Source organism: Erwinia sp. AC075, assembly GCF_979253995.1.
Genome location: NZ_CEEDEU010000001.1, coordinates 199,701 through 218,338 on the forward strand (window position 1 = coordinate 199,701; position 18,638 = coordinate 218,338).

An 18,638-nucleotide genomic window follows, 5' to 3' on the forward strand; every position below is an offset into this window, starting at 1 on the left:
ATTACTTCTGAATATAGCTGCGGATAGCGTCAGCAATCGCTTTATTCGCGTGGCGATCGTCGCGATGTTCCGCGTCCTCGGCCACTTTCATCAGGTATTTATTCAGTTTGCCGCCGGTTGGCACGTTGCCATAGGCAATCAGCATCTGCACGATATGCCTGAGGGCAACGACTTCAACGGTGAGGCGTTCAACGATAGGATCTTTTTCTGACATAGGGTACTCCGCCATGATTCGGTATGTATTTCCCACCAGCTTAGGGGCAGGGAGCAAAAATCAATCAATGGAATACACCGGCATAACGGTGGCTAATCAAATCGGGCGAGCGCATCAGGACAGGTGCAATACCGCACCGGGCATTTTCAGGAAGTTAAACAGGTCGGCCGCAGCGCAATGGGAAAGATCTTTCTGCACGGTGGCATTGCTGTAATTCATCAGGGTGATTCTTTTTAACTGATGCCAGACCAGAATAGCCGATACCGCCAGCGAACAGGTTTCGTCACTCTGCTGGCAGAGCAAAGTGTAATGCCACTCTTCATCGAGTTCATTGGAGAAGAACTGCATCGACTCGGGTGGGATCAGCGCTTTCAGATCGGGCAGCAAAACATCACTCACACGGTGGGCCATACGCAGGGTAAAAGTGGCAGGCATTCAGTGCACCTCCTTATTCAGATGACTGGAGTTTACCCTGTTAATTTGTCTTAATGCGACGTTTTTTAAAATATTATTGAATGAGAATTAATTGATTCAATTGAGGTCGCGCTTTTTTCACTTCAAAGGGGGTAATGGTAAATATAATTATTGATTCACAACATGGTCAGGCGTTAATATATCGACCCTCAACATAATGCTCTTGCAGATAACCTTATTTTTATCTGGTCATTTTGCGTGCTTTCAGGAAATTTTTTAATAAAAGGGCAGGGAAATGAAAAAGTTAGTTTTGGCCTTAGCAGTGTTAACTTTGGCAGGCTGTGCAAGGCCTTATGGTCCTGCAGATAAAATTTTGGATAATCAGATTGTTACCCCATCTTCATCCGGTCAGCAGACCAAGGTCACCATCACACGACAGAAGCAGTTTATTGGCAGCATGAGTGCTGGGATATGTAGGTTTGTTATTACCGTTGATAATACTGAAGTGGCTTTATTGCGCCAGAACCAATTTGTGACGACCTATTTGAAAAACGGGCCGCATAAATTACGCGTCAGTAACGATTGTAGTGTGCTGACGATGGGAATGAGAAAAACGTTGGATATTACCGCAGACGGTACCGATCAGGAATATGTCGCCGAGGTGGGTTTCTGGGGACAATATCGCATGTGGCGCACCAAATAGAATTTCAACACCAGGGCGACAGCTCTATTTCGCCCTGTCATCAGTTATACTGACGGCCTGAACGGTAAAGTATGCATTGCAGTGATGCACACTTTACCCTGGTTAGCAGGTCCACTTCCTGCCTCCGCTTCAACAGGTCATGCCTCCGTTATGATAAAAACATCCCTGCTTCTCTCCACGCTAATGCTGTGCCTTTCACCGGCAATGGCGGCAATGCAATGCGGTCCTTTTCATTTAGATCGCCACCAGGACGGTAGCATTTACGTCAATAACACCAAGCCCAGCCAGCAGAAAGTCACTTTTACCGGTGATAAAGGGGATTACGATAATGTGAAAATCCATCTGCGGGTTAAGAACACCAAGGCACCGGGTATGCTGGATATGGACCAGGCTGTTCAGCACGGCAAGGCGACATTGAACGTGCAGGTGGTGCGAACCAGCGCCAGCCAGATCCGCATCAGCGGTTCCTACGACTGTGAAAAAGTCGGATAGCCCTTCAGTTTGACGAGAATATTGATGAGAAAAATACTGACTGTATTGGGCATTGTTCTGTTTCTTTCCGGCTGCACCTCTTCGACCGGCAAGGATTTCGATGACGCCAAGCTAAGCAAAATCCAGTACGGCCAAACCAGCCGCCAGGATCTGATTTCGCTGTTCGGCCAGCCGACCACGGAAACGCCATACCCGGAGAATCATCTGCTGATGATGTGGAGCTACAGTCAGGCGAAAGCCGGCAGTACCACTGAAGGCAAAACCCTAACGGTGCAACTCGATGGCGGCAAGGTTAAAAGCTACACGGTGAGTAAGACCTGAGGAAAGGGGGATAAAGCAATGGTGCCATCTGCAGATACCCTGGCTGGTCATCTTGTCACTGATGAAAAATGAGCGGATCATGTGTCTACCCCAGGTGAACACGGCAGGTTCCATGTTAATCAGCACTGAGAATTCGCGAAGTCATGTTGCAGATACACAACTCGCTTGTACGCTCGCCGCCGTTGCCGGAGCCCTGAACACCGCAGCATTTGAAGCTGTCGGTTTTTTCTCTGCCAACATGACGGGAAACGTCTCTTCACTGTCAGATCATCTTGCCAAAGCAAACCTGGCACCAGCCATTTTCTTTCTGTCGATTGTCAGCATTTTCATTGCCGGTTCTGCATTCTCGACAATTGTTATCAATTCAGGTTGCAGAAAGAAAATGCGTACGGTATACGCCATTAATATTTTTATAGAGGGTGTCGGGCTTGTCGTGCTCGGTATTGTTGAGAGCTATCTCACGCCAGTTTCCCCCGGCGTGTTACTTATCTTAAGCCTGAGCTTTTTAATGGGCTTACAAAATGCTGTCGTCACGCGAATATCTAACGCGCGTGTAAGAACAACGCATGTATCAGGCACATCTACGGATATCGGTATAGAGCTGGCCTTGCTCTTCGACGTGCTCAGGCGAAAGGAATCACCTAAGGACGCTCCGCTTTATCTTGAGAGACTCAGGCTGCACTCATTCACCTTGCTGTCATTTCTGGCCGGCGGGATCGCAGGAATAGGGTTGTTCCATTCACTTGGATATGCGTTCCTGGTACTGATAGGTGTTGGTCTGATATTTCTGGCGCTGCATAACATGCTAAAGAGGCATAAAAACTCATAATAACTTTTCACCGCCTGCCTCTTTTCCGCTCAAGTAAACGGCCAAAAAAACAATGCGTAAAATGATTTAAGGGGAGGTTGATTGACTTGGGATTTGCGAACTAAAGCGGAGGGTAGCGAACGGTCAGATGGTGTCCCCTGCAGACACATAATTCATCATGCAGGGGATTGTATTTGAATGGTTTTATTGAACGGAAGAATATTTTTACCCGCGTATTTACCCATCGGGGTTGTTCAGAAGCTTAGATTTGAATGCGCAGTGGTCACTGTACAGCCATCTTGCCCGGCCATGAATGATTTTGCTTTTTGGAAGGGTACCGTCTTTGATGCGGTCATAAATGAATGTCTTGCCGAAACCAGTATCAGCCATGATGAATTTGAGATCAACAAGCGAGTCTGGTTGAAACTGATGCTGATGCATAGTCGTTACCTCGTTCAGAGTATTTTGAATATCGCCCAGGCGGCGAACACGAATGCTATTGCGATGAGAATGTGGGGGAGGGTGATCACTTCAGGATGCTGAATGCAGTTGCTGCCACTCGCGGAACTTGTCCATTTCCAAGGGCTTTAAGTCGGTCCACCCCGAAGGCCACATCATCAGCCACTCTACATAATCGGGGGCTGCATTCAGGCCAGGGATTTCTTCTCCGCCCGCTTGCAGGTGTAACCAGCCAAGGTAGTCTTCCAAATTGTGCCTGTGCTCTCCCGTTCTCGCTCTGCACCAGGCTATTCCATGACTGCCCATGCTCGCCCTTGGGGTAGGCAACAAGCCAGATCCGGTCACGGTTATGGGACGCTCCGCACTCAGATGCTGAAATACAACACCATTCCGCATCAAGCCCCAGCGTGGCAAGATCACCAAGGACCATTGCAAGTCCTCTTCCCACAAGCAAAGGTGAGTTTTCCAGCAGGACGTATGAGGGTCGAACCTCATCGACGATTCTTGCCATTTGCTTCCATAATCCCGATCGTGCTCCTTCGATTCCGGCTCCGCTGCCGGCTGCTGAAATGTCCTGGCAGGGAAAGCCTCCAGAAACGATGTCAACAATGCCTCTCCATGACTTTCCATCAAAACTGCAGACGTCAGACCAAATCGGGAATGGTCGCAAGCATCTATCGTTTTGTCGTTGCGCCAGAATTTGTGCGGCGTAGGCATCACGTTCAACTGCGCAAACTGTCCTCCATCCAAGGAGGTGCCCGCCGAGTATTCCTCCGCCAGCACCTGCGAAAAGAGCCAGCTCATTCATCTTGTCCTCTCATGACTTCATCTCCTTATCCACCACGCGCACGAAGTAGACCAGCCAAGATTTAGCTGAGAACTGATCGGGCGGTAGGCATTGAATGGTTTTGTGTGTTTGTCCAACAGAAGGGTGGTAATGCGATCGTGCTCTGACTTGGGTTTGCCGGTGATAGCTTTGAGGATTTCAGCTCTGCACTTGCGGGCTACTGACCTCAACGCGTTTTCCTGCGCTGGCGACATTCTGCCTCTCCATACAATCCATCCACACCTCACGGGCCAGAGTGCAGCGCGGTATGCTCCAGATTAAGCGGCGCTTTCCGGTCTGGCCTGCCCACTGGATAATCTCATCCATGTAGTGCTCAAAGGCTTTCTCTGCTTCAGTCATGCCACCCTCCGCTGTTTGGTTGCCCACTGATTAAGCTCATCATCTTTCCTGCACTCCGGGCAGCAGTAGCTCGCACCCGGCTGAGATGGCTCCCCACAATCGCCATTGCGGCAGATGGGTGACGGCGGTTCCGGCTTCTTCCTGTTAGCCAAAGCGATAGTCCTTTCCAGTTCTTCAAGCTCAGCGGCCTGGTCAGTTATGTCTGCATGCATGAGGTGGCTCCTGAATTTAGAAAACAAAAAACCGCCCGGAGGCGGTCACATTCATCAAAATTTGTATTACGGATTACGATATTGTTCATAGGTGCGTGGTTTGGGATCGGTGGCAGTACGATACTGCTCAATGCTTTGTTTGCGCTGCTTAAGGTATATCAATGTCTCATTGAGCTGATTTTGCTCATCAATAGGCATAGTGAAAACACCAGAATCATTCTTTGATTTAATCTTATCCATGATTTCAATGGCTAAACCAATCATCTCGCTATCGGTCAAAATCTCGTTTCGATACATTTCACTGCGGTTTTCGAGATCGTCAACTTTGCTTTCTAATTCCCCGACCTGAATGAAATAGCCTTCATTCTGTGACTGCGCATCGCTCAGAGCTGCATCCGCATTAATAGCGAGCTCTTTCAATTCGTTGACTTTTTCAATTGCTTGACTGGCAAGCTGTTCAGCTGTATCAGACATGATTAATTCCTTTTCAGTTTAATGGTTTATCGTAATAAATCAGGAAAAATACTAACCGAAATGTAATCAATCTCAAAGCAAAATGCTGTATATAAACACAGTATTTTGTGTCATAAATCTGGTTAGGATTTTTCTGGCCGATTCACACCGCGAGCAGTTAAGAATCGGATGCCCATTCGTTTAGCCATCTGACGAATTGATTCACATGAGCGGTTTATTTTCCGCGCGATTATTTTCGGAGGTAGAGAAGAGGCCATTCTCTTTAGAGAGTCTTTTTCATCTGGAGTCCATCTACGACCAAGCGAAAGCTGATTCCCTCTTCTGCGGTAGTTTCCAGCCATCCTTATCTCCTGAAACTAGGGCGTAAAAAAACCGCCTCAAGGGCGGTGCAAAATTCTCACATGGTCGTTAAACAGGACGAACCCTGACCGTGGACGGATGGCAATCTTGTCCGTGAATTGGGCCAGAAACAGTCAAGATTTCATATTGTGTTTTCTTTCCGTTACGCACCAACGTTACCGAATCACCGGCGTGAGGCTCAAAATTAAAATCATGCTCTTCCTTAATTCCTGAGTCGTCAAAAGTCACTTCTATCTTCATTCCCTTACCCCTTTGATAAACCAAGCCATTGAGCCTGGTAGATTTAACTGATTACTATCTTCTTGCTGTTTAGTCTCTTAACGAAATAAGGCTGCCTCATATCACCAAGGTAAAGGAGCGAGCTCTGTACGTTCTATCGCCTCTTGTATTTGCTCCTGTCTCACCGGATTTGAAGGGCTTATTAATATTCCGTATGGACCATTGCCAAAGTAATGGTAATGATGGGATGTATATTCGATCCCATCAATTAACTTCTTTTGATTGTGCCCATAACGTTCATTCGTTCTCAGCTTCTCGGGTCCCTGTAATGTGAAAATAAGGTATTCATGCATAGTTGGTTCCTCTCAGTTGGAGTAGTATTTCTACCCCGTTACCTTTCGGCGCTCAAGCAGAAATAACTCGCTTACTGAACTATTATTAGTGATAGAGGTGCCTATGTGCGGTCGATTCACGCAGTACAGAACACGCGAAGAATACCTGAAAGAGTTTGCCGACGAAGTAGAGCGGGAGATTGCTTACGACTCTGAACCGATCGGCCGGTATAACGTGGCGCCAGGCACCAACGTTCTGCTGCTTAACCAGCGCGACGATTCCCTTCATCTTGACCCGGTTCACTGGGGCTATGGGCCAGAGTGGTGGGATAAAGCCCCGTTGATTAATGCCAGGGTAGAAACTGCAGCCACCGGTCGCATGTTCAAGCCTCTGTGGAACAACGGTCGCGCTATCGTTATGGCTGACGGCTGGTATGAGTGGAAGCGTGACGGCAGCAAGAAGCAGCCTTACTTCATCTACCACACATCCGGTAAACCCATCTTCTTCGCTGCAATCGGGAAGGCTCCCTACGACAAGCAGAATGAGAACGAAGGCTTCGTAATCGTCACAGCCGCCAGCGATAAAGGCCTGGTGGATATCCATGACCGCCGGCCGCTGGTTCTGAGCACATCCGCTGTGCTGGACTGGCTCAATCCCGACACCACTTCTGAAGAGGCGCAGGACATCGCCAAAGAGCAATCCATACCCTCAGATGAATTCACCTGGCACCCTGTATCGAAGTCAGTGGGCAGTGTGAAGAATCAGGGGAGTGAGTTGGTCGAGGAGATTGATGATCCAGGATTATAAAAACCCCGAAGTGGCGAGGTCGCTTGGAAGCATATTAAAAAATTACAGGCAGTCTTTTACAACACTACTTCTGTTTGAAGCATTGGTGTACCCCATACTAAATGTCTTATAGAATTTCACTTTCGAACCGCCCTGATTGTCGTGCACATCAGCAAACATCGTATCATGCCATGTGAAAACGGTTACCTTACTTGCCGAACGCTCGGTGTGCGTCGTGTTATCCCTTTCAAGCATCATCCTGGTGTTAGTCCATCCCTCATAAATACACTCAGAAAGCTTTTCTGGAGATTTACTGCTTGTACCAGAAAATACAGGATCGTCTCTCCTTGCTTCATTTGGTGTAGACAGGCAGCCTGACAACATAAGTGGCATAATCAGCAACAATCCTTTTGGCACCTTCACTTTTCGTCCCCTTATTAAGAACGGGTATTAACCCAACTGAAGCTTTGAAAAAATAATTTGTTAGTACCACGCAAATAACCCTAGTATTCGCTACAGATTGAGTTAACTTTTTCCATCCACCTTTGCATGTTTTTGGTTCTTTTAGAGGTTTTTGAAAACTTATTTTTTACACCCTCACAAACCATCTTTGTGTTTTCATACATCCTTTGCTCTCCATTCTGCTTGTACAATAGAGATGATTGGGCCAGAAGTGAGACATCTTCCGACATTTCACTTTCACTTGAGTAAGGTGTGTTTGCGTAATCTGCTAGAGCTGGCAATGAAAAAAACACTAGAAGTAAAATGAATCGTTTCAATTTTCTTTCCTTTTAAATGCAGAATGGTATTTTTACCTCCTTACCTTGTCATACTCAAGCTGAACAAATGCCTGCGCTCGATAATCCGCTTCTGCACCTGCTCAGAGGCTGCTCTGGATTCATAGCTTCGTAACGAGGGCCAGCCGCAGCCAGCCCGGAGATTAGTTAAGCTGCTTCGGTGAGCTCATCCCGGCGAATGCTGTAGACGTCCGTAGCCAAATCCAACTTTTCCGTTTCATTAGCGAGATGCTTAGCGGCGTACTTATAGATGCGATCCAGTTCCTTGGCATCAGTCGCCTTACTGGCTGCTTCAGTAAAGGCTGCAAGGAGTTCATCTGGCGTGCGTTCAGTTGGCTGCTGGGTTGTAGTTTCTTCCGCGGCTGGCTTCTGGTTGATCAGGTTGTTCAAATCCTGTCGGGTGCGCGCCGGGGTAACATCGCGCTCAATACGCTCTTTCTGCTCAAACTCGTCCGGGGTATAAACGCCGAGAATAACGTCCGGGCAGTAGAGGCGCGCCCAGTACTTCACGGCAAGATAAGCCATCTGCTGCTTTGGCGCTGTCTTCCAAAGCGGGGAATTGCGGGTGGTGATGAATTCGAGGAACAGCCATTCGCCCCAGGTGATTTCCGTTTCACCGCGAAGAACAGCTCCCACGCGAATGCACAGGCCTTTCTCATTAGCGGCATTGGCTGCTCCGGGCTTGAAGGCATCCCAGTTGCCGCCGTACTCGTATTTGAAGCGCCCCTGAACGGCAGTAGAGCTGGTCACTACCGCATTAACCAACTGGGCTTCATATCCCAGCGTGCCGTTCACCAGATGCGTTTTCTGCGCCACAGCAAATGGGTTCATTCCCCACTGAGCTGCCTGCAATGCCACGGCGAGACAGTCAGCCGGCTTACCGGACAGATGTGCCGGCACTGTCGTTTTACCTTCTGCCATGACAGCTGCAAATGCCTGAAGCTTTTGCAGGCCTGACGGGCTGAAGATGGCTGCTTTCGTATCTGCCTCGTTAGCCGGGGCGTGGATGATTTCGTTGCTCATGAGTAATCCTTTTTCTTCGCCCAGGCTGGGCGGGTGATATCTTCGATGCCGCCCCAGTTATCGGTAGTCCGGCATTCGTGATAAGTGTTCAGGCTGGTACGGAAGAGGTCGTAACCATCCTCGGTATCATCAGGCTGAATCTGAAAGGTGCGAACCGGATAGCGGCCGCAGTCGATGGTTTCGCTGACGCAAAGGAAAATAAACATTGGATATTCGCCAAAGTGGCGGAGATAACCTTCGCGGTACATGGCGTCCTGCATGTGATACCGGAACTCAGCCAGATGACGGGGGAAGCGATCCATATCCGCCACCTTTTTGACGTCAACGATTACCGGCTGGCCTGTCAGGAACTTGTCAGGCCTGATGCGGCATAACTCACTGGTTTCATCATCTGTCCAGTAGATTGAACCCTCGCAGTGTCCTTCAGCTTCAAGCAGCCATCTGGCCGCCGGGTGCGCCAATGCACTCTCACGCATCAGTTTCAGCTTCCTGCCTTGCTCTGCATCCATGACTGTCATGCCGCCGCCTTCACAATCCTTTAGAAAGCGAGCTTCTTCTTCCTTGCCTGCGGTTGTGCGGCGGTTGAATTCCGGCGCCACGATGAATCGCTTGTCGAACTCCAGCGGCTCCAGCAAAAGGCAGTGCAGGGCGGTACCCATATCAAGTGCCTTAAGCTTTTCGGTATCCACTGGTGCTTCCTTGCGCCATTTGTAAATGGCCGGGTTAGTTGCAATATCATCCAGTTGAGATTTGCTAACCCCGGCGCCTGAGTGGTAATCCTCGTTGCTGATATCGAGGTACATTCCCGGTTCCATCAGGCCACCTCACGATATGAGTGCTTGTCCTTCCAGATTGACTCAGCCAGGCGCTGCTCTTCGTTTTTGGTCACGTAATCCCAAAGGAATTTATGCGCCAAATCCTGAGCATCTGAACCATCCTGAGCGCGGCCAACCATTTCCATATCGTCGCCTTGCTTGGAGAAGAACACCGTCATAGCGGCTTCCACAGGGTTGTGCTTGAGAGGTTCAACAATCTGCTCGACCATCTCCCGCACCTGTTCGTGCTCAACATCACCAAATCCTTGGATGATGGTTTCTATTTCCTGTCTGTCTTTGAATGTGAGCCTCATGGCTTACCCTCCGATCGCAGGAACTCAACCAACTTATCCAGCCAGCTCTTACGGGGCGGGGGAGTGAAGCTGGCGCTGGTCAGGATGTGTTTTGGGTGAAACTGAATTGATTTGAACGCGTCGAAATTGGAGCCACCCACACGGGTAGCCCCAGCAGTTGCAAGTTGCATGGGTGAGTCCTTTAGTTTGAATTAATAAGTGATTCTGGTATGTGGGATGAGGTCACCTTTGAGGGCTACCAGTGTTGCAATGGCATCTTCGCGAGTCAGTCCGGCATGGGCTATCAAGGCGTTTACCACCGCGGTGCCGATCGTCTTGCGGTGCGCTTCATTAGCTGCGCGGGCGGCTGCCTCATCGGCAATGCGTTTTTCTTCAGCCAGGCGAGTGGCTTCTTTCTGCTCGGCTTCCCGCTTGATGCGATCGGCTTCCTGCCGCGCCTTAATTTGCTCTGCTTCGATAGCCTGTTGCTTTTCCCGTTCAGCCTTTTCCTTTGCCTCTTTAGCTTCACGCTCAGCACGTTCCTGTGCTTCGATACGGTTACGCTCTGCCTGCTCAGCAGCTGCCTTTAAATCGGCTTCACGCTTGGCTGCTGCTTCACGTTCCTGCTGTGCTTTCTGCTCGGCATCAATGCGTTCCTGCTCGATAGCCTGCCGCTTAATCTCTTCTTCGCGGGCAATGCGCTGGCGTTCTGCTTCGGCTTTTGCTTCAGCTGCGTCTCGGTCGAATTTGTCGTTAAGCAGAAGGGCGATTTCGTGATCTGATTCGAACTGCTTTTTCAGCGCTTCAGCGGCAGCAAGCTCTTCATCAGCAATGCGCTGGCGCTCTTCCTGAGCGGCCTTTTCAGCAGCAATCCTTTCCTGCTCAGCTTCCCACTCAGTCAGTGGCTGGCGAGTGGCATCGCGCAGTTCGTCACAAGCATCAACGAACCGCTTAATTTCTGCTTCAGCGGGCTTTACTGCTTCCTTGAGTCGCTTCAGATACTCACGACCCGGCTTTTCAATGGCTGTCTTGCTGCGTGATACCTGAGCTGCCAGTGAAGCTACCCGAGCCCGGCCTTTTGCAGTGCTCAGGTCAGGGACTTCATTCACAGCCTGCTTAATCTGCTCAATGTACTGATCGAGACCGTTCGGCACATAAACAGCCGGCGCCTGCTCTGGCTTAATTTCGAGTACTGCGATATCCGTTGTTTCGCTCATATTCCTCTCCTGTGGGCATAAAAAAGGCCTCCGGAGAGGCCAAGCTGAACAATAACGGCCAACGCCACCTTGTCTAAAGCGCGTTGGTTGATGACTGGGCGCCATCGTCAAGCGGTCACGTATAACCGCTTTGCGATGTATCCGGTTACTCGCCTAAGGCTTTCAAAATGGCAGCATCAATCTGAGCTGCGCTGTCTTCCGCTGGGTTAACTGAGCCAGCCACCGATGTGATTCCCGCCTGACGGAACTGCGCCTGAATTCGAAGGCAAGCCTCAAGCAACTCAGGAGCTGCTGCCAATAGCAGCGCATCTTTCTTTGGTGCTTCACCCGCACCATGCCAATCCTTAACAAAGGCGATAATCATGTTGTTCTGATCGACGACTTCAAAGAACTTGTTCTCGAAGCCGTACCAACTGGCCTCTGATATGCAAGCTTTGAAATTACCCGGCGTACCCTTAAACTCGCTCATCCTTCCACCTCTCAAACTGGTCTTTGTTCATCTGCTGGCTGATTACCTTGCCTGCAAATACCCCTTTACCTTCAGTTAAATCAGCACGCCAATGACAGCCACAGGCCATCTGTGTGACGCGCCATTTACCGTCTTTGCGGTCGACTATCATGGTGTGCTCCGGGCATAAAAAAGGCCGCCTGGTGGCAGCCTGTTATTTGTTATCGATAAATTTTATCCATTCGAGATTTGCAATTCTTTCAATGCTGCCATCAGCAAGCTCAACAATGGCTACCGAATAGTTGCCAGCGCCATTTTCAAATTCTTCAAAGTTACATCCCCATTCATGAAAATATGCCTCATATGGCTCACCGTTAGCTACGCGCCCTACGCCATTCTCCCATTTGGTTTTTGACACCAGAACCTTTCTCATCTCTCACTCCTGCGGCAGCGCCGCTGTTAAATTAAAGGAATGCTGCATCCGCGCATCTTCTGGCGGGCATTCGTTAGCTGTCCGTGAGGGTTTTTCACCTTCCGGTACTCAGGATCCTCGCGAGTCACAAACTCAGGCTCAGCCTTAACGCGCCAGTTCGGTGCTGTTACTGCCCTCAGAACCCGGTCGGTGCAACCAGTCACTGATGTATTGCGCTCAGCTGCACGTTTAGCCCTGCGGCGATTTCTGGCGTTATCAGAGGCCAGATAGGTCATTACGATTGTCATACTTACCTCCGGTAATTGGCTTAGGTGGTGTGGTCGGTGGGAAGCCCATTTCGACCTGCATCTGGCCTACTTGTCTTCGGCATAGTTCCGCAGGCCTCGCCGCTTTACGTGCGACATATTCCCGTCCATGAACCCTTCACCACACCCCAAAGCCAACTTCACTTTGGTTCCCCGCATTTCGGCGGGAACAAACCCCATCAATGTTAAAGAGCATCGGCTTCCTGCCGGTTAGTGCGTCCTGCTGATGGGGTTAAGAATACTACCGGTATTTATTGTTGTAAATACTGTGGGTATTTATTATTGGCATAAATCTAAGATGTTTATGAATATTAAGGGTATTTATTTTTTATTCTGCAGGAAAACAGCATCTGATGGGGGGTTTTGAGTGGGGTTCAACTGAAATGCACGCACAAAAAACCCGGCGCGGTGGCCGGGTTAGTCATTAATCTTAACGATTAGGCTGCTTGAGGAATCGCGCTTAAGCTTTCATCAAGTTGTTTGTTGAGTTTACGAACTTGATCCACGCAAGCTTCCATCTGACCAAGCACCTGGAATATTGTATCAAAATCGTATTTGTCAGCCATTTTATGCTCCTAGTAGTTTAGATATAAGGCTTATCATTGAGAGCAGAAATTGCGCCACACAAGGCATCATAATCGTCTGAATCAATGGCCTTTGCCAAGTCGTCTGCGAGTCGAATGTAATCATCCAAATCGCTTAAATCTTCTTCTTTGTCAATTTTAAGCAATTCTACCGCCACTCCGGAAAGCTGACGGAAAAACTTAAGTTGCGTAACGCTATGAGAAAAAGTTGGATTGTTACGCTGAAGCTCAGGTATTGGCAGCAGTTGCGCCTTTTTCAACATTGAGCTTATCTCACCCAAGATAGCAGAATAAAGTGAGTTAAATTGGTTTACAGCACGCTTATGCAATAAATCAGCTGGCTCTTTGTCGTCTTCAGGTACGGCAAAGTTATCATTCTTTTGGGTCACTAATCATACTCCTTATATGGGATCGATCAACACGATTTACAATCTGTGCTGTCTGCTTAATGAACAAAACGGCACTAATTGGTAAAAGGGTGGTTGACCATCCATGCCAGAAGTACCAGTGCATCAGTCCACTATATACCCATAAAATCGGCAAACTTTAAAGAAACTTTAGTATGAATTTTGTTCCTGGTTGGGATTAGTATAGTCTTTTGTGGTTGCAGTGATAGATCGGTTTATAAATTTCAGAAATTGTCCTGATCTATCTCACTCGAACGCCTCTACCGGCCTACTTGCCATCAGCCCATTTGGTAATCTGACTATCAATCTTGCTATCGAGGTAGCCAGTAAAGTGGGGCGTTGCTGCTTTTAGTAGTAGGGCAATACATGCTGCAAATGCCAAAACGAGTAAAACTCTGCTGATGCTCATAACCTCTCCTTGCATAACTTCACCTGAACATCTCTTCCGACCACTGGACTAAACCAGTCGCAGCTTAGTCTCTACACCCACACCTATGATCCTGCAATTACCGTTGACTGGTGTCATCGGCCAGGCAGGATTCAGTCCCTTCAAATACTTCTGGCTGCCATCGATAATCAGGCGCTTAAAAGTAGCCTCGTTCGAATCGGACAGCTTTGCGATTACTAGGCTGTTATTGATCGCATCACGACCGGTATCGAAGAGAACGAACGTTCCTTCAGGAATACTCAGCCCTGCAGGAGCCGTCATTGAATCGCCCTCAACCTCAAGCCAGAAAGCATCGCCCTGAATATGAGCGTCAGACTCGAGCCACAGGTCTATATCCTTCAGGGTGTAGGCTTCACATGCCTCCGCCCAGGCTCCCGCCTGAACCTTGCTCAGTACTGGGTATTTTTTGCCAGGGCTATAAGGCCGGTACCCGGATACATTTGCATCAACCGTGGCAGCATAGCGGCCTACTTCAGCAGCGAGAGTAGGGCTTATCTCGGATACTTGGGCATTCAAAATTCTGGCGAACGCCGTCACCGTTGGCACGTTCAATCCAATCCTTCCGTTTAAGTAATGACCCACAGCACCTTGAGAAATCCCCATCTCATCAGCGATCGTGTACTGGGTTACCCCTAATTGCTTTTTCTTTGACTCATACAAAGCTTTCAGGCGCTTAGCGTCTTCAAGCTGGGTTGCAGTCAGATTTTTTTTGTTTTCCATGATCACATTCTAATACCAACAGTAATCAAAAATGAAATACCTTGGATATTTACTTATATAAATACTTGTAGTATTCTTTTGGCTGTGAATCCCAAGGAGTGATTTTATGAATCGAATGACTTTAGAGGATTACGCAAAGATTCACGGCCAAGCCAAGGCTGCTAAGGATTTCGGCGTTATCCAATGTGCGATCAGTAAGGCCATTCGCACAGGCCGCAACATATTTGTGACTGTCGGCAAAGATGGTGTTGTTAAGGGTGAAGAGCTGAAACCTTTCCCGAGCACTAAGAAATAATCACCACCGCTCTTTAAAACTCTGAAGCCGCTCCCACCGAAATGTCGGAGCAAAACTCAAGTGACTTGCTCACGGCAAACTCACGCAAAAACATAATCAACACGGAGAAGTATCGGATATGGAACACGCAAACAACAGCAAGTTAATCAACCAGGTAGAAACAGAACTCCGCTCCCGGCTAACCCATAAAGGCCAACGCGCATTAGCGAGTGAGGCAGGGTGGCACGAATCAAAAGTAAGCCGCTTGAATCTTCGCGACATGGCGACTGTTTTCGTGCTGCTGGAAAAGGTGTGGGAGACAAGCCTGATCGCTGAGGTTGCCAGGCAGGCAGTCGAAGCTGTGATGGGAAAAGAAAAAGCCCCAAACGCTGGAACGCTTGAGGCCTGATGCGAAAAGACTGGATCAATTCACAGGAGTAATTATGTCATCACTTTCACAGTTGTACAAATACAAAGACCAGAACGGCACTGAAACCACGACACGAAAGACCTTCCTTGTTCCGCTGTCAGAAATCTATGTCGAGCCGGGATATAACGTCCGTGATATCGACCAGGCGCATGTTGAAGAATTCCGGGATGCATTCATGGCCGGTGAGTTTGTTCCGCCGCTGGCGGTTCAGGTCACCGATCAGGGCGTCAAGGTAATCGACGGCCATCACCGCTTTTACGGCGCAAAGTTGGCTACCGAATCCGGTACCGAGATTCCACGTCTGGAGTGCAAAGACTTTGTTGGCACTGAAGCCGATCGCATTGCCTTCATGGTCACAAGTTCTCAGGGTAAGGCTTTGGCTCCTCTTGAGCGTGCAGCCGCTTATCTGCGCCTGAGCAATCAGGGATGGGAAGACTCTGAGATAGCGAAGAAGGTAAAACGCAGCGTTGCTGATGTTGATCACCATCTTCAGCTGCTGGAGTGCGGCGAAAGTCTGATTGAAATGGTCAGGGCAGGTGAGGTGGCGCCCACGACTGCGGTTGCTCTTTCCCGCCAGCACGGCACACACGCCGCCGCAGTCGCTGAGATTCAACTGGGCAAGGCCAAAGCATCTGGCAAGACCAAGCTTACCAAATCAGCGGCAATGCCTCAGTTCAGCGCTCACAAGGCACGTCGACTGGCTGAATTGCTGGTTGATGCTGAGTTCGGTGTTGATGGTGGTTTTCACCAACTGACCCTCTCTCAAGGCACCGTTGAAGAGATTAAACGCATTCTCGCTGAATACCGTTCAGGTGTCGGCGGAAAACAGGGTGAGGAAGCAGTATGAGCCTCGCCAAAGTAATCCAGTTCCCAAAACAAACCGAGCAAACGGGAGGTCATATGGCCGACCTGTCCAACGGGTATACCAAAGTAGCCAACGAGATACAGCAGCTTAAGCCTCGCCTGAGAATGTCGGGCAGGGAGTGGCAGTGCTTTGAAGCGGTGATATGGCTTACCTACGGATGGAATAAAAAACAGGACAGGGTAACGAACACGGTAATCGCTGAAATGACAGGCCTCAGTGATAAGCATGTTTGTGATGCCATCAAGTCTCTGGCGGAACGCAAGATAATTTTCAGCCGCAAGCAAGGAATGATGAAGTTGGTTGGCGTGAATACAGAGATTTCAGCATGGATTTTAGAGAGACCGGAAACGGGAACAAAATCCCCGAAAACGGGAATAAGGTTCCCGGAATCAGGTAAAACATCCCCGGAAACGGTAACCACCCAATACAAGAACAAGAACACTAATAAAACCCCCCTTAATCCCCCCAAGGGGAAAACTAAATCATTCGATCCGATGGCTGTTAAAATTCCTGAATGGCTGAACAAAGACGCCTGGCAGGAATGGGTTCAGTACCGGAAAGAATCCCGGAAATCTATCAACTCTCAACTGACAGTGACCAAGGCTTTCAATGCGCTCAATGATTACCGCTCTGAAGGCCATGACCCGGTGGATGTAATCAACCACTGTATCGCCAATAGCTATCAAGGCCTTTATCCACCAAAGGGCAAGCAAACCCGGCAACAGGGCATTGCACAGCCATCTAAGCCAATGAATCACATTCCGGAGGGCTTCACAGGATGAGCGCACATAACCTACTGAAACGCCTGCAGGCTTCAATGCCTCCCGGCGTGCAACCGAAGTTCACCACTGGCGAGGAGTGGAAAGCATGGCAGGAAGAGCAGGGCCGGATCTCATCTCAGCGTGTTGCTGAACGAAACCGACTTACCCGGCTACAGGCCGTGCTCGGGCGCTCAGGTATTCAGGGGCTGCACCAGTCCTGCACCTTCCAGAACTACAACGCTGAGCTACCAGGCCAACAGCACGCACTTGGAATGGCAAAGCAATACGCCTTCCAGTTCGGCAATGGCTTTGGTGGATTCATCTTCAGCGGCGGTTGCGGCACTGGAAAGAATCACCTGGCGGCCGCGATCGGTAATCAACTGCTTTCAAAAGGCCAATCGGTGCTCGTTGTTACCGTTCCTGACCTGATGATGCGCTTTCGTGAAACGTACCAGGATGGCGCCAGATTGACTGAGTCAGACTTGATGAAAGACCTCTGCAATGTTGATTTACTTGTGCTCGATGACATCGGCGTGCAGCGCGGCAACAAAAACGAGGAAGTGGTGCTTTTCCAGATCGTGGATAACCGTCTGAGCAACCGTAAGGCTGTCGGCATGCTGACCAATCTGGACGAGAAGGGCATGACCGAAGTGCTGACCGAGCGGATCATGGACCGGATGAAAATGGACGGAGGCATGTGGATCAACTTCGACTGGTCCAGTTACCGTAGCCAGGTGAAATCATAATTTTTGTCATTGGAGGTTTTGATATCACTTACAAGCCATCACTCGTAATAGCTGTATTTGCATTGTTTTCTGCAGCAATTGACCCATGCAAGGCTATGAAATAATTATCACACCGATAACAAGAGCGGCTGTATTGCGGCTTGTGAAATAACCAATACCCTACTGAAACACAGGAGCAATTTGTGACAGCTGATGTAATCCCATTAAAACCCCGCCAAGACCATCTATCCGAAGTCAGCAATGCACTGTTGCTGCTAAAAGTGATGGTCGCCCAAAATCACAGCCCGGTGCTAATCAGCGAAATACTGATGAAAGCAGAGCATGAACTCGCTTTGCACAGGGAGCAGGTAAAAAGGAGGTAGAGTTTGAACAAGCAAAGTTACTTTCTGATTGATTCAGAACGACGACGAAACTGCATTGAATTCATCAAGACCCTACCAGCCAATCCCGCTTCACCCCTCGTAGTAACCATCCAAGAGAAAACCCGCAGCCTCGACCAGAACGCCAAGCTTTGGGCGACGCTTTCTGACGTCTCCGATCAGGTTGACTGGCATGGACGCAAACTGACCAGTGAAGAATGGAAATGGGTGTTTACCGCGGCGCTGAAAAAGCAGGATGTCGTGCCGGGGATTGATGGCGGATTTGTGGTGTTAGGGCAGTCAACCAGTCGCATGACCGTAGGTGAAATGCGGGACTTAATCGAACTAATCAGCGCCTTTGGTGCAGAGCAGGGCGTCCGCTTCGGCGATGAAGCATCTGAAGCCTTGCAATGGGCCCGGCGTTACGGGAGAGCAGCATGACAGCACGCGAACGAATCAAAGAATTCCTCACCGGCCGCACTGGCCACGTCTCAACCACCATTGTCCACGACCACATTGAATCACTGGGCTATAAGCGATGCAGCTCCTGCTCAGCGCTATCTAAGATGGCCTCAAGGGGGGAAGTGCTAATCGAGGGATATCACATTCACACCTTCGCGAAGCTTAATCCCGCTTACAAAGCGACAGAAGCCTCAGTGCGTCAGACGGCCAATCATTCTCACCTGGCTAAGCCAATGGGGCGTGTGCCAGGCAAGCCAAAGCGTGAAAACG

The 18,638-nt window shown here is 49.3% G+C and carries 32 protein-coding genes; 12 read left to right on the forward strand and 20 right to left on the reverse strand.

The features are described from left to right. Nucleotide 1: 1 nt before the first annotated feature. Both AC0IXH_RS00890 and AC0IXH_RS00895 read right to left on the reverse strand, forming a co-directional pair. Nucleotides 2-214, reverse strand: coding sequence for a hypothetical protein (locus AC0IXH_RS00890; protein WP_013203249.1), 213 nt, complete (start codon nucleotides 212-214; stop codon nucleotides 2-4). A gap of 114 nt (nucleotides 215-328) precedes the next feature. Next, nucleotides 329-649, reverse strand: a complete 321-nt coding sequence (locus AC0IXH_RS00895) for a hypothetical protein (RefSeq protein ID WP_346566383.1) — start codon at nucleotides 647-649, stop codon at nucleotides 329-331. Nucleotides 650-923: 274 nt separating this feature from the next. Between AC0IXH_RS00895 and AC0IXH_RS00900 the strand changes: the two genes are divergently transcribed. From AC0IXH_RS00900 to AC0IXH_RS00915, 4 genes are all read left to right on the forward strand, one after another. Further along, nucleotides 924-1,331 (forward strand): hypothetical protein, encoded by a 408-nt coding sequence (locus tag AC0IXH_RS00900; protein ID WP_471719763.1) that lies wholly within the window; start codon nucleotides 924-926, stop codon nucleotides 1,329-1,331. A gap of 150 nt (nucleotides 1,332-1,481) precedes the next feature. Next, nucleotides 1,482-1,823: a hypothetical protein gene (locus AC0IXH_RS00905; protein WP_471719764.1), complete on the forward strand. Its 342-nt coding sequence runs from the start codon at nucleotides 1,482-1,484 to the stop codon at nucleotides 1,821-1,823. A 24-nt stretch (nucleotides 1,824-1,847) separates the two neighbouring features. Continuing rightward, entirely contained in the window at nucleotides 1,848-2,144 is a 297-nt protein-coding gene (locus tag AC0IXH_RS00910; protein ID WP_053144377.1) for a lipoprotein, read from the forward strand. Nucleotides 2,145-2,256: 112 nt separating this feature from the next. Further along, on the forward strand, nucleotides 2,257-2,973 hold the full coding sequence (locus tag AC0IXH_RS00915) for a YoaK family protein (RefSeq protein ID WP_471719765.1): 717 nt from the start codon (nucleotides 2,257-2,259) through the stop codon (nucleotides 2,971-2,973). Nucleotides 2,974-3,189: 216 nt separating this feature from the next. Here the strand turns inward: AC0IXH_RS00915 and AC0IXH_RS00920 are convergent, their stop codons facing one another. The 5 genes from AC0IXH_RS00920 to AC0IXH_RS00940 form a co-directional block, all read right to left on the reverse strand. Beyond that, a complete protein-coding gene (locus AC0IXH_RS00920) occupies nucleotides 3,190-3,393 on the reverse strand; it encodes a helix-turn-helix transcriptional regulator (RefSeq protein ID WP_013203237.1) in 204 nt (67 codons plus the stop codon). Nucleotides 3,394-3,478: 85 nt separating this feature from the next. Further along, entirely contained in the window at nucleotides 3,479-4,219 is a 741-nt protein-coding gene (locus AC0IXH_RS00925; protein WP_471719766.1) for a DNA cytosine methyltransferase, read from the reverse strand. Nucleotides 4,220-4,396: 177 nt separating this feature from the next. Then, a complete protein-coding gene (locus AC0IXH_RS00930; RefSeq protein WP_471719767.1) occupies nucleotides 4,397-4,597 on the reverse strand; it encodes a hypothetical protein in 201 nt (66 codons plus the stop codon). Between the two features lie 278 nt (nucleotides 4,598-4,875). Then, a complete protein-coding gene (locus tag AC0IXH_RS00935) occupies nucleotides 4,876-5,283 on the reverse strand; it encodes a hypothetical protein (RefSeq protein WP_471719768.1) in 408 nt (135 codons plus the stop codon). 408 nt (nucleotides 5,284-5,691) lie between these two features. Beyond that, entirely contained in the window at nucleotides 5,692-5,883 is a 192-nt protein-coding gene (locus AC0IXH_RS00940) for a hypothetical protein (protein WP_471719769.1), read from the reverse strand. 435 nt (nucleotides 5,884-6,318) lie between these two features. Here AC0IXH_RS00940 and AC0IXH_RS00945 point away from each other — a divergent pair, with 435 nt between their 5' ends. Continuing rightward, nucleotides 6,319-7,002: an SOS response-associated peptidase family protein gene (locus AC0IXH_RS00945; protein ID WP_471719770.1), complete on the forward strand. Its 684-nt coding sequence runs from the start codon at nucleotides 6,319-6,321 to the stop codon at nucleotides 7,000-7,002. A gap of 42 nt (nucleotides 7,003-7,044) precedes the next feature. Here the strand turns inward: AC0IXH_RS00945 and AC0IXH_RS00950 are convergent, their stop codons facing one another. The 13 genes from AC0IXH_RS00950 to AC0IXH_RS01010 form a co-directional block, all read right to left on the reverse strand. Next, entirely contained in the window at nucleotides 7,045-7,404 is a 360-nt protein-coding gene (locus tag AC0IXH_RS00950) for a hypothetical protein (RefSeq protein ID WP_471719771.1), read from the reverse strand. 521 nt (nucleotides 7,405-7,925) lie between these two features. Continuing rightward, a complete protein-coding gene (locus AC0IXH_RS00955) occupies nucleotides 7,926-8,801 on the reverse strand; it encodes a RecT family recombinase (RefSeq protein ID WP_471719772.1) in 876 nt (291 codons plus the stop codon). After that, a complete protein-coding gene (locus AC0IXH_RS00960) occupies nucleotides 8,798-9,616 on the reverse strand; it encodes a PD-(D/E)XK nuclease-like domain-containing protein (RefSeq protein ID WP_471719773.1) in 819 nt (272 codons plus the stop codon). The genes AC0IXH_RS00955 and AC0IXH_RS00960 overlap by 4 nt, the downstream gene beginning before the upstream one ends. After that, complete coding sequence (locus AC0IXH_RS00965; protein ID WP_471719774.1) at nucleotides 9,616-9,930, reverse strand: hypothetical protein; 315 nt, start codon at nucleotides 9,928-9,930, stop codon at nucleotides 9,616-9,618. The genes AC0IXH_RS00960 and AC0IXH_RS00965 overlap by 1 nt, the downstream gene beginning before the upstream one ends. Then, a complete protein-coding gene (locus AC0IXH_RS00970) occupies nucleotides 9,927-10,100 on the reverse strand; it encodes a hypothetical protein (RefSeq protein WP_471719775.1) in 174 nt (57 codons plus the stop codon). The genes AC0IXH_RS00965 and AC0IXH_RS00970 overlap by 4 nt, the downstream gene beginning before the upstream one ends. A gap of 21 nt (nucleotides 10,101-10,121) precedes the next feature. Then, nucleotides 10,122-11,126: a hypothetical protein gene (locus AC0IXH_RS00975; protein ID WP_471719776.1), complete on the reverse strand. Its 1,005-nt coding sequence runs from the start codon at nucleotides 11,124-11,126 to the stop codon at nucleotides 10,122-10,124. Between the two features lie 145 nt (nucleotides 11,127-11,271). Next, nucleotides 11,272-11,595 (reverse strand): hypothetical protein, encoded by a 324-nt coding sequence (locus AC0IXH_RS00980; protein WP_471719777.1) that lies wholly within the window; start codon nucleotides 11,593-11,595, stop codon nucleotides 11,272-11,274. Then, nucleotides 11,582-11,746 (reverse strand): hypothetical protein, encoded by a 165-nt coding sequence (locus tag AC0IXH_RS00985; protein WP_455865426.1) that lies wholly within the window; start codon nucleotides 11,744-11,746, stop codon nucleotides 11,582-11,584. Before AC0IXH_RS00985 ends, AC0IXH_RS00980 begins: the two co-directional genes overlap by 14 nt. Nucleotides 11,747-11,788: 42 nt before the next feature. Continuing rightward, entirely contained in the window at nucleotides 11,789-12,007 is a 219-nt protein-coding gene (locus AC0IXH_RS00990; protein WP_471719778.1) for a hypothetical protein, read from the reverse strand. A gap of 742 nt (nucleotides 12,008-12,749) precedes the next feature. Beyond that, nucleotides 12,750-12,878: a hypothetical protein gene (locus AC0IXH_RS00995; RefSeq protein ID WP_471719779.1), complete on the reverse strand. Its 129-nt coding sequence runs from the start codon at nucleotides 12,876-12,878 to the stop codon at nucleotides 12,750-12,752. 17 nt (nucleotides 12,879-12,895) lie between these two features. Beyond that, the gene (locus AC0IXH_RS01000) at nucleotides 12,896-13,285 is read right to left on the reverse strand and encodes a hypothetical protein (protein ID WP_471719780.1); all 390 of its coding nucleotides are present in this window, start codon (nucleotides 13,283-13,285) and stop codon (nucleotides 12,896-12,898) included. A 286-nt stretch (nucleotides 13,286-13,571) separates the two neighbouring features. Continuing rightward, entirely contained in the window at nucleotides 13,572-13,712 is a 141-nt protein-coding gene (locus AC0IXH_RS01005; protein ID WP_471719781.1) for a hypothetical protein, read from the reverse strand. Between the two features lie 48 nt (nucleotides 13,713-13,760). After that, complete coding sequence (locus tag AC0IXH_RS01010; protein WP_471719782.1) at nucleotides 13,761-14,471, reverse strand: LexA family protein; 711 nt, start codon at nucleotides 14,469-14,471, stop codon at nucleotides 13,761-13,763. Nucleotides 14,472-14,577: 106 nt separating this feature from the next. On the opposite strand from AC0IXH_RS01010, the gene AC0IXH_RS01015 reads away from it, so the two are divergent. The 7 genes from AC0IXH_RS01015 to AC0IXH_RS01045 all read left to right on the forward strand — a co-directional run bounded on the left by AC0IXH_RS01015 (nucleotide 14,578) and on the right by AC0IXH_RS01045 (nucleotide 18,347). Continuing rightward, entirely contained in the window at nucleotides 14,578-14,766 is a 189-nt protein-coding gene (locus AC0IXH_RS01015; protein ID WP_471719783.1) for a Cro/CI family transcriptional regulator, read from the forward strand. Nucleotides 14,767-14,884: 118 nt separating this feature from the next. Further along, the gene (locus AC0IXH_RS01020; RefSeq protein WP_471719784.1) at nucleotides 14,885-15,154 is read left to right on the forward strand and encodes a CII family transcriptional regulator; all 270 of its coding nucleotides are present in this window, start codon (nucleotides 14,885-14,887) and stop codon (nucleotides 15,152-15,154) included. A gap of 34 nt (nucleotides 15,155-15,188) precedes the next feature. Then, on the forward strand, nucleotides 15,189-16,022 hold the full coding sequence (locus AC0IXH_RS01025; protein ID WP_471719785.1) for a ParB/RepB/Spo0J family partition protein: 834 nt from the start codon (nucleotides 15,189-15,191) through the stop codon (nucleotides 16,020-16,022). After that, nucleotides 16,019-16,822: a replication protein gene (locus AC0IXH_RS01030; RefSeq protein WP_471719786.1), complete on the forward strand. Its 804-nt coding sequence runs from the start codon at nucleotides 16,019-16,021 to the stop codon at nucleotides 16,820-16,822. The genes AC0IXH_RS01025 and AC0IXH_RS01030 overlap by 4 nt, the downstream gene beginning before the upstream one ends. Continuing rightward, a complete protein-coding gene (locus AC0IXH_RS01035; protein ID WP_471719787.1) occupies nucleotides 16,819-17,547 on the forward strand; it encodes an ATP-binding protein in 729 nt (242 codons plus the stop codon). Before AC0IXH_RS01030 ends, AC0IXH_RS01035 begins: the two co-directional genes overlap by 4 nt. A gap of 182 nt (nucleotides 17,548-17,729) precedes the next feature. Beyond that, nucleotides 17,730-17,909, forward strand: coding sequence for a hypothetical protein (locus AC0IXH_RS01040; protein WP_471719788.1), 180 nt, complete (start codon nucleotides 17,730-17,732; stop codon nucleotides 17,907-17,909). 3 nt (nucleotides 17,910-17,912) lie between these two features. Further along, entirely contained in the window at nucleotides 17,913-18,347 is a 435-nt protein-coding gene (locus tag AC0IXH_RS01045; RefSeq protein WP_338570479.1) for a recombination protein NinB, read from the forward strand. Nucleotides 18,348-18,638: the final 291 nt, after the last annotated feature.

Bases quoted from the DNA above. Each gene is read 5' to 3' on its own strand.
- AC0IXH_RS00960 (WP_471719773.1), bottom strand. From the start codon at position 9,616: ATGGAACCGGGAATGTACCTCGATATCAGCAACGAGGATTACCACTCA.
- AC0IXH_RS00890 (WP_013203249.1), bottom strand. From the start codon at position 214: ATGTCAGAAAAAGATCCTATCGTTGAACGCCTCACCGTTGAAGTCGTT.
- AC0IXH_RS00940 (WP_471719769.1), bottom strand. From the start codon at position 5,883: ATGAAGATAGAAGTGACTTTTGACGACTCAGGAATTAAGGAAGAGCAT.
- AC0IXH_RS00945 (WP_471719770.1), top strand. From the start codon at position 6,319: ATGTGCGGTCGATTCACGCAGTACAGAACACGCGAAGAATACCTGAAA.
- AC0IXH_RS00975 (WP_471719776.1), bottom strand. From the start codon at position 11,126: ATGAGCGAAACAACGGATATCGCAGTACTCGAAATTAAGCCAGAGCAG.
- AC0IXH_RS01035 (WP_471719787.1), top strand. From the start codon at position 16,819: ATGAGCGCACATAACCTACTGAAACGCCTGCAGGCTTCAATGCCTCCC.
- AC0IXH_RS00955 (WP_471719772.1), bottom strand. From the start codon at position 8,801: ATGAGCAACGAAATCATCCACGCCCCGGCTAACGAGGCAGATACGAAA.
- AC0IXH_RS00915 (WP_471719765.1), top strand. From the start codon at position 2,257: ATGTTAATCAGCACTGAGAATTCGCGAAGTCATGTTGCAGATACACAA.
- AC0IXH_RS00980 (WP_471719777.1), bottom strand. From the start codon at position 11,595: ATGAGCGAGTTTAAGGGTACGCCGGGTAATTTCAAAGCTTGCATATCA.
- AC0IXH_RS00930 (WP_471719767.1), bottom strand. From the start codon at position 4,597: ATGACTGAAGCAGAGAAAGCCTTTGAGCACTACATGGATGAGATTATC.
- AC0IXH_RS00995 (WP_471719779.1), bottom strand. From the start codon at position 12,878: ATGGCTGACAAATACGATTTTGATACAATATTCCAGGTGCTTGGTCAG.
- AC0IXH_RS00990 (WP_471719778.1), bottom strand. From the start codon at position 12,007: ATGAGAAAGGTTCTGGTGTCAAAAACCAAATGGGAGAATGGCGTAGGG.
- AC0IXH_RS00905 (WP_471719764.1), top strand. From the start codon at position 1,482: ATGATAAAAACATCCCTGCTTCTCTCCACGCTAATGCTGTGCCTTTCA.
- AC0IXH_RS00935 (WP_471719768.1), bottom strand. From the start codon at position 5,283: ATGTCTGATACAGCTGAACAGCTTGCCAGTCAAGCAATTGAAAAAGTC.
- AC0IXH_RS00900 (WP_471719763.1), top strand. From the start codon at position 924: ATGAAAAAGTTAGTTTTGGCCTTAGCAGTGTTAACTTTGGCAGGCTGT.
- AC0IXH_RS00910 (WP_053144377.1), top strand. From the start codon at position 1,848: ATGAGAAAAATACTGACTGTATTGGGCATTGTTCTGTTTCTTTCCGGC.
- AC0IXH_RS01015 (WP_471719783.1), top strand. From the start codon at position 14,578: ATGAATCGAATGACTTTAGAGGATTACGCAAAGATTCACGGCCAAGCC.
- AC0IXH_RS01010 (WP_471719782.1), bottom strand. From the start codon at position 14,471: ATGGAAAACAAAAAAAATCTGACTGCAACCCAGCTTGAAGACGCTAAG.
- AC0IXH_RS00895 (WP_346566383.1), bottom strand. From the start codon at position 649: ATGCCTGCCACTTTTACCCTGCGTATGGCCCACCGTGTGAGTGATGTT.
- AC0IXH_RS00985 (WP_455865426.1), bottom strand. From the start codon at position 11,746: ATGATAGTCGACCGCAAAGACGGTAAATGGCGCGTCACACAGATGGCC.
- AC0IXH_RS00925 (WP_471719766.1), bottom strand. From the start codon at position 4,219: ATGAATGAGCTGGCTCTTTTCGCAGGTGCTGGCGGAGGAATACTCGGC.
- AC0IXH_RS01005 (WP_471719781.1), bottom strand. From the start codon at position 13,712: ATGAGCATCAGCAGAGTTTTACTCGTTTTGGCATTTGCAGCATGTATT.
- AC0IXH_RS01020 (WP_471719784.1), top strand. From the start codon at position 14,885: ATGGAACACGCAAACAACAGCAAGTTAATCAACCAGGTAGAAACAGAA.
- AC0IXH_RS00970 (WP_471719775.1), bottom strand. From the start codon at position 10,100: ATGCAACTTGCAACTGCTGGGGCTACCCGTGTGGGTGGCTCCAATTTC.
- AC0IXH_RS00965 (WP_471719774.1), bottom strand. From the start codon at position 9,930: ATGAGGCTCACATTCAAAGACAGACAGGAAATAGAAACCATCATCCAA.
- AC0IXH_RS00920 (WP_013203237.1), bottom strand. From the start codon at position 3,393: ATGCATCAGCATCAGTTTCAACCAGACTCGCTTGTTGATCTCAAATTC.
- AC0IXH_RS01030 (WP_471719786.1), top strand. From the start codon at position 16,019: ATGAGCCTCGCCAAAGTAATCCAGTTCCCAAAACAAACCGAGCAAACG.
- AC0IXH_RS01025 (WP_471719785.1), top strand. From the start codon at position 15,189: ATGTCATCACTTTCACAGTTGTACAAATACAAAGACCAGAACGGCACT.